Origin of the sequence: Frankia nepalensis (assembly GCF_016786325.1) — a bacterium.
In the GTDB taxonomy this organism is placed as follows: domain Bacteria; phylum Actinomycetota; class Actinomycetes; order Frankiales; family Frankiaceae; genus Pseudofrankia; species Pseudofrankia nepalensis.
The window spans coordinates 1-6,741 of sequence record NZ_JADWYU010000260.1 but is presented as its reverse complement, the minus strand read 5'-3'; the positions used below and the strand labels follow the sequence as shown (position 1 = coordinate 6,741).

At 76.2% G+C, this 6,741-nt stretch carries 7 protein-coding genes; 6 read left to right on the top strand and 1 reads right to left on the bottom strand.

The window, feature by feature from the left end:
• Positions 1–108 precede the first annotated feature (108 nt).
• The gene (locus tag I6A81_RS39835; protein WP_203007402.1) at positions 109–984 is read left to right on the top strand and encodes a RecB family exonuclease; all 876 of its coding nucleotides are present in this window, start codon (positions 109–111) and stop codon (positions 982–984) included.
• 72 nt (positions 985–1,056) lie between these two features.
• Positions 1,057–2,271 carry an aminotransferase class I/II-fold pyridoxal phosphate-dependent enzyme gene (locus tag I6A81_RS39830; protein ID WP_307875220.1) on the top strand — a complete coding sequence of 405 codons (1,215 nt, stop codon included), beginning with the start codon at positions 1,057–1,059 and terminating at the stop codon, positions 2,269–2,271.
• Between the two features lie 130 nt (positions 2,272–2,401).
• On the opposite strand, the gene I6A81_RS39825 is transcribed toward I6A81_RS39830, so the two are convergent.
• Positions 2,402–3,181, bottom strand: coding sequence for a hypothetical protein (locus I6A81_RS39825; RefSeq protein ID WP_203007401.1), 780 nt, complete (start codon positions 3,179–3,181; stop codon positions 2,402–2,404).
• Positions 3,182–3,310: 129 nt separating this feature from the next.
• On the opposite strand from I6A81_RS39825, the gene I6A81_RS39820 reads away from it, so the two are divergent.
• From I6A81_RS39820 to I6A81_RS39805, 4 genes are all read left to right on the top strand, one after another.
• The gene (locus I6A81_RS39820) at positions 3,311–3,706 is read left to right on the top strand and encodes an antibiotic biosynthesis monooxygenase family protein (protein ID WP_203007400.1); all 396 of its coding nucleotides are present in this window, start codon (positions 3,311–3,313) and stop codon (positions 3,704–3,706) included.
• Between the two features lie 64 nt (positions 3,707–3,770).
• Positions 3,771–4,721 carry a ParA family protein gene (locus I6A81_RS39815; protein WP_203007399.1) on the top strand — a complete coding sequence of 317 codons (951 nt, stop codon included), beginning with the start codon at positions 3,771–3,773 and terminating at the stop codon, positions 4,719–4,721.
• A complete protein-coding gene (locus tag I6A81_RS44465; RefSeq protein ID WP_238430946.1) occupies positions 4,718–5,104 on the top strand; it encodes a hypothetical protein in 387 nt (128 codons plus the stop codon). Before I6A81_RS39815 ends, I6A81_RS44465 begins: the two co-directional genes overlap by 4 nt.
• 388 nt (positions 5,105–5,492) lie before the next feature.
• Complete coding sequence (locus tag I6A81_RS39805) at positions 5,493–6,140, top strand: hypothetical protein (RefSeq protein WP_203007398.1); 648 nt, start codon at positions 5,493–5,495, stop codon at positions 6,138–6,140.
• The last annotated feature ends 601 nt before the right edge of the window (positions 6,141–6,741 follow it).

The following is a 6,741-nucleotide window of genomic DNA, read 5'->3' as shown; positions in this document are numbered from 1 at the left end:
GGGGGGCGGGCCCCGGGCCCCTATTGGGGGGGGGCGGGGCCGCCGACGGGCCCCCCCGGGCCACCCGGGCGGAGCCCGCCCCCCTGACCCCCGAGGAGAAGCGTCACGATGGCTCAGCTGTCGCTCGACGGGATGCCGCGCAGGCTGTTCAGCTGCACGCCGACCCGGCTGGCCGCGTTCGAGGACTGCCCCCGCCGGTACCGGATGACCTATGTCGACCGGCCGGCACCCCCGAAGGGGCCGCCGTGGGCGCACGCCTCGCTGGGCGTGAGCGTGCACAACGCGCTGCACCGGTGGTGGGACGAGCCCGAGCCGCGCCGGACGCCGGAGCGGGCCGCCGAACTGGTGCGCGCCTGCTGGGTGCGCGAGGGCTGGCGCGACGCCGAGCAGTCGGCGGCCGTCCGCGAGCGGGCCGCGGCGATGTGCGCGCGCTACGCGGCAGGGCTCGACCCGGCCGCGGCGCCGCGGGCGGTCGAGCGCCAGGTCGCGACGCGGACCGAGGTGCTGGCGCTGCACGGCCGGGTGGACCGGCTGGACGAGCGCGCCGGCGAACTGGTCGTCGTCGACTACAAGACCGGCCGGCGCCCGCCGGAGGACGGCGACGCGCGCACCTCGGTCGCGCTCGCGCTCTACGCGTTCGCCGCCGAGCGCATGCTGCGCCAGCGCTGCCGGCGGGTAGAGCTGCACCACCTGCCCAGCGGCCGGGTGGTCACCGCCGAGCACACCGACGAAAGCCTGGCCCGGCACGTCCGCCGTGCCGAGTCCGTCGCCGTCGACGCGGTCGCCGCGGCCGAAGGGCTCGCCGCCGGGCAGCCGGCCGACGTGGCGTTCCCGCCGCGCCCCGGCCCGCTGTGCTCCTGGTGCGACCTGCGCCGGCACTGCCCCGAGGGCCGCGCCGCGGGCCCGGAGCTGGCTCCCTGGGCCGGGGTCGAGTATCTCGCCGAGGCGTCGGGCGAGGCGGCCGCGCCGCCGCCGGCGAGCTGAACGACCGCGAGGCGCCGAGCCGTCCGTGGCCTATGGCCACCGGACCGGTGGAGATAGCTGCATCATGGGTCGGTGGCCTCGCAGACTTTGCCCTCGCAGCCGGATTCCGCGCCGGTGGCCGGTGTCGCTCGCCTGTCGGCGAAGGCGGCGACCTTCACCGAGTCCGTGATCCGGGACATGACCCGGCTGGCGGTCGCGCACGGCGCGGTGAACCTGGCTCAGGGATTCCCCGACTTCGCCTGCCCGGTCGAGCTCAAGGAGGCGGCGAAGGCGGCGATCGACGCCGACGACAACCAGTACGCCATCACCTGGGGCGCCCCGGCCTTCCGGGCAGCCGTCGCCGCCAAGGTGGCGCGGGCCTACCCCGGCTGGACCGTCGACCCGGACTCGGAGATCTGCGTGACCTGCGGCGCGACCGAGGCGATGATCGCGACGATGCTCGGGCTCGTCGACCCAGGGGACGAGGTCATCCTCTTCGAGCCGTTCTACGAGAACTACGGCCCGGACGCCATCCTCTCGGGTGCCCAGCCGCGCCTGGTCTCGCTGCGCGCGCCCGACTGGACCTTCGACGAGGCCGAGCTGCGGGCCGCCTTCTCCGACCGCACCCGGGCGATCGTCGTCAACACCCCGCACAACCCGACCGGCAAGATGTTCACTCGCGCGGAGCTCGACCTCATCGCCGAGCTCTGCCAGCGCCACGACGTCCTGGTCATCACCGACGAGATCTACGAGCACATCCAGTACCTGGGCCACGGCGGGCACGTGCCTCCGGCGACCGTTCCGGGCCTGGAGGACCGCACGGTCACCGTGAACGCCCTCTCGAAGACCTACGCGGTCACCGGCTGGCGGGTCGGCTGGACGATCGCGCCCGCCGCGCTCACCGCCGGCATCCGCAAGACGCACGACTTCCTCACCGTCGGCGCCGCCGCCCCGCTGCAGGCCGCCGGCGTCGCCGCGATGGGCCTGCCGGCGAGTTACTACACCGGGCTGGCCGACGCCTACCGGGCGCGTCGCGACCTGCTGTGCGACGCGCTCGCCGAGGTCGGCTTCGGCGTCAGCCGGCCGGACGGCGCCTACTACGTGATGTGCGACACCCGGGCGCTCGACCCCGCCGGCGACGACGTCGCCTTCGCGAAGCGTCTCGTCAGCGAGATCGGCGTCGCCACCGTCCCCGGCTCATCCTTCTTCGCCGACCCGGCCGACGGCCGCCACATCATTCGCTTCGCCTTCCCGAAGCGGCACGAGACCCTGCTCGAGGCGGCCAGCCGGCTGCGCAAGCTGGCCTGACCGGTCTCGCGCCGCCCGGCCCGACATCGCCGAACGGAGCAGTCAGGCGGCCGCGTCGATCCTGGTGTCCGCGGCCAGACGGACGCGGCCGGCGGAGCGAACGTCCGCTGAGGTGGCACTAGGGCGCGTCCTAGGCGGGCTGAGCCGCGGGCAGCGGAAGCGGGTAGCCGGCGGCGGCGGCGCGCGCCCGGCCGGCCCGCAGTTCGCGATCGAGGGCGCGCAGGTAGCCACCGTCGCCCCAGCGGCGCAGGCCGGTCCCGCGCAGCCTCGGGTGGTCGAGCATCGCCTGGCGGGCTGGCGGCAGATAGCGCCCCCGCAGGTACTCGCCGATCCAGCTGGCCTGCGCCCAGATCAGCTCATGGGCCAGGACGGCGGTCAGGGTGTCGCCTCGCCTGTCGGCGGGTGGGCCCGGCGGGGGGTCGCGCGGGTCTCGCCCCGGCGACCCGCCGTCGGGGGCGGGGACGCCCTTGGGACTACCGACCAGGAAGACGCCGTCGGTCCGGGAATGGAAGACGCCGCCGTACCAGGGAGCCGCGGTGGTGATCAACGGCGTGGCCGCCCAGACCGTCGGCGCCGTGACCACGAGGGCGTCCCAGCTGCCCAGTGCCTGGCCGGCGAGGCTGATCCCGAACCCGCGCCGGGAGCCGTCCGGCGCGTCGGCGTGGGTGACGAGGGGGCGGAAGTCCGCCGGGACCTCGTCCACCTGGCGCGGCGGCACCGGCTCCTCGCCCTCGTCGGCCACCTCCGCGAGCCAGCGGCCGGTGAGCGCGCGCTTCGCCAGCAGCACCCCGGCGGCCGCGGTCGGCCGCCCGACGAAGGTCGCGTCCAGCCCGGCGTCGACGAGCGCGGCGAGGGCGGTCGCGCCGGTCAGGTCGGGGCTGAGCACGGCGACGCGGGGAAGCTGAGGCACGCCGGAAGACTGTAGGCCCTCGCGTGTCCGCGCCCGTCGCCGGGACTTCCGCCGCGACGGGAGCGTGGGCGGTGGCCGACCGGCGGCACGCGGACGACCCGGTCCGGCGCGCACGGTTAGCTTGTGTCCATGAGCGTTGTGAAGATCAACGTGTTGACGGTTCCCGCCGAGCAGCGGGCCACGCTGGAGGCCAGGTTCGGGGGGCGGGCCGGGATGGTCGAGCGAGCCGACGGATTCGAGCACTTCGAGCTGCTGCGGCCCGTCGAGGGCACCGACACCTACCTCGTCTACACCCGCTGGCGCAGCGAGGAGGACTTCCAGGCCTGGGCCTCGTCGCAGGCGTTCTCCGAGGGGCACCGGCAGGCGGCGGCCTCCGCGACCCCGGGCGGCGGTCATCCGGGCGGGCACCCGGGTGGCCGTCCCGGTGGCGGCCACCCGGGCGGGGGCCACCCCGGTGGCGGGCCGGCGGCGAGCGGCGCCCAGCTGTGGTCCTTCGAGGTCGTCCAGCAGGCGGGACCAAAGTAGCGACGCGACACTCGCGGGGCCGGAAGGTTGTGACCACACGGTCACGCTTGACACACTCTCCGTCGTGGCCCGCGTTCTCGCAGTCGCCAACCAAAAGGGTGGCGTCGCCAAGACGACCTCCGTGTCGAGTCTCGGCGCCGCCCTGACCGAGCTCGGTCAACGGGTTCTGCTGGTCGACCTCGACCCGCAGGCCTGTCTGACGTTCTCGCTCGGCCTCGATCCCGACGCCCTCGAGCTCTCCGTGCACGACGTGCTGCTCGGCCGGCTGTCGGCGGGCCTGGTCGTGCTGCCCACCGCCGACGGGTCGGACCTGCTGCCGGCGACGATCGAGCTGGCCGGCTGCGAGGCGATGCTGCTGTCGCGCACCGGCCGGGAGCACGTGCTGCGGCTCGCGCTGGCCGAGATCGTCGACGACTACGACTTCGTGCTGATCGACTGTCCGCCCTCGCTGGGCGTGCTGACCATCAACGGGCTGACCGCCGCGGACGAGGTGATCGTCCCGCTGCAGTGCGAGACCCTGTCGCACCGCGGCGTGGGCCAGCTGCTCGACACCGTGCACGACGTCCGGCGGCTGACGAACCCGCGGCTGCGGGTCCGCGGGGTCCTGCCGACGCTCTTCGACGGCCGCACCGCGCACAGCCGCGCCGTGCTCGCCGACGTCGCCGCGCGCTACGACATCCATGTGCTCGAGCCCCCGGTCGCGCGCTCGGTGCGGTTCGCCGAGGCGCCGGGCACCGGCCGCTCGATCCTCACCACCGCCGGCCGCTCGAAGGGCGCGCTGGCCTATCGGGAGCATGCCAGGGCGATCGCCGGGCTCGATCCGGCCGCGGTGTCCGCCGTCGGCGGGTCGGCGCTGCTGGTGGGTGTCGGCCTGCCGGTCGCCGGCCTCGCCCAGGACCATCTCCCCGCCGACGACCTGGACGACGACCTGGACGAGGGCGACCTGGACGGCGACCTGCCCCCCGGCCCCCGCTCGGTGGTGGCCTCGGCCGCGTTGTCGCGCGTGGGCCGGTGAGCGCGCCGGACGCCGGGCCGCCGGCCAGCCGGCGGGAGCGGGCGGCGACGGCCGGCTTCGACCGGCTGCGTCCGCGGGCCGGGCGGCCGGCGACCGCCGGCGCCGCCGCGCCCCGGCCCGGGGCCATCGGCCGCGACATGCACGGCAAGCGGGCGCTCTACAGCGGCGAGCACCCACCCCAGGCACGCGGAGCCGGAATCACGGTGCACTGCTCCCGCTGCGCGGGGGCCACGACCGTCGGTGCCCGGCGCGCGCTGCTGCTGCTCGCCCCGAGCCTGCACCTGCCGGTCATCCGTCCTCGGTACCCGTCACTGCTGCGCTGCCCCGGCTGCCACCGTGTCTCCTGGGTCCGCCTCGTCCTGAGGGTCACCGCCGGCACCTAGGGTCCTTCCGCGAATCCTGGCCGGGCCGCGCGACCGCCGATCTGCGCGCGCGTCTGGCGATCACCGGCCAACAGGGCACCTCACGGTGCCCATGGTCATCAGGTGCGCGCGCTCCCGGTCGGCCTCAACCGCGTTACGCCAGGCCCTGGCCGCCGGTGGCCCGCCGGCATCCGAGCCGCGAACTCCCTCCACGGCCGGACCCGCCCGGGTTGGCTTCGCGGGTGCCGTGCACGCCGTTCGCGACTCTCCGGACGGAAGTCGCGAAGCGGACAGCGGATTTGTCGCAGGATGGCGGCTGCCCGATTGACGCGACGTGGGATAGTCGCCCACGCCGGACGTTCGGACGCAAACGGCGCCAAGCGGTCAGGCCGACCCGGGGGAGGCCAACGTGTATGGCAGCAGTCAGCCACAGCCAGCCGGCGGCGGCTATCCGCCAGCCGGCGGCCATCCTGGGTGGCAACCGCCCCAGCCGGGATGGCCGCCAGCCGGCGCGCCCACCCCGCAGCCGCTCCCCGGGCCGCCTGGGCCCGGCCCTGGCGGCTCCGGGTCGCCCGCCGTCATCCGCGCGCCCCGCCCGCCCCGCGCGCCCCGCACCGCCGAGCAGGCCCTGCGCGACCTGCCCGCCCGGGCTCTCGGCCTGGTCGGCGCCGGGCTCGTGGTGCTGACCGCCGCGGTTCCCTGGCTGAACGCCCCCGGCCTGCCCGACAGCTCGGGCCTGCGGACGGCGAGCCAGCTGTGGGCGGTCGGCTCCGTCCTGTCGGACGTGCTCAAGCTCGCGGCCGTGGTCTGGGTGCTGGTGCCGATCGCGGGCACCGCGCTGTGGGCGCTGCGCTGGGTCGTCCGCCCGTGGGCCTGGCCCGCGGTGTTCGTCTCCGGCGTGGCCACCCTCGTCCTGGTCGTGTCCGTCCTGGTCCTCGTCTCCGGCGCGGACGGGGGCGGCGTGGGCGTCGGGCTCTGGCTCGGTGTGGCCGGCGCGTCGGTCAGCATCGCCGCCGACATCCTCCATTTCGTCCGCTCGACGCGGAGCGCCGCATGAGTACTGTCTGCCCCACCTGTGGCAACCCCTCGGTGACCGCCGCGGCGTGCGCCATCTGCGGGACGCCCGCCCAGCAGCCGACCGAGCAGACGTTCTCCACGGACCAGACGGCGGCCGCGGCCCAGCCCTGGCAACCCGCGCCGCCGTGGCAACCAGCCCCGCCGTGGCAACCGACGCCGCCGTGGCAACCGACGCCACCGGGGCAGCTCACGCCGCCACCAGGCCAGCCGGCGCAGCCGACGGGGCCGCGGGGGCAGCCCTGGTACGGACCGCCGGGCGGCGCGGACCCGGCCTGGTCGGCCGCGCCGCCCGTCCAGCCCCATCCTGGGCCGCCGCCCACAGGGCCCGCCGCCGGCACCCCTGGCGACCAGGGCTGGGCCGCGGGGGCCGCCCACCAGGCTCCCGCCGGTCAGCCGGCTGCCACCGACCCATGGGGCACCACGTGGTACCAGGGCCCAGGCGGTCACCAGAACCCGCGGGGTCAACAGGGCCCTGGTGGTCACCCGGGTCCTGGCGGCCTCCCGGGCCAGGGCGGCGCGGCCTACCAGGGCCAGGGCGCCGGTTCCGGCGGGCCCGGGGGCCGCCCGCCCCGCCCCGCGCC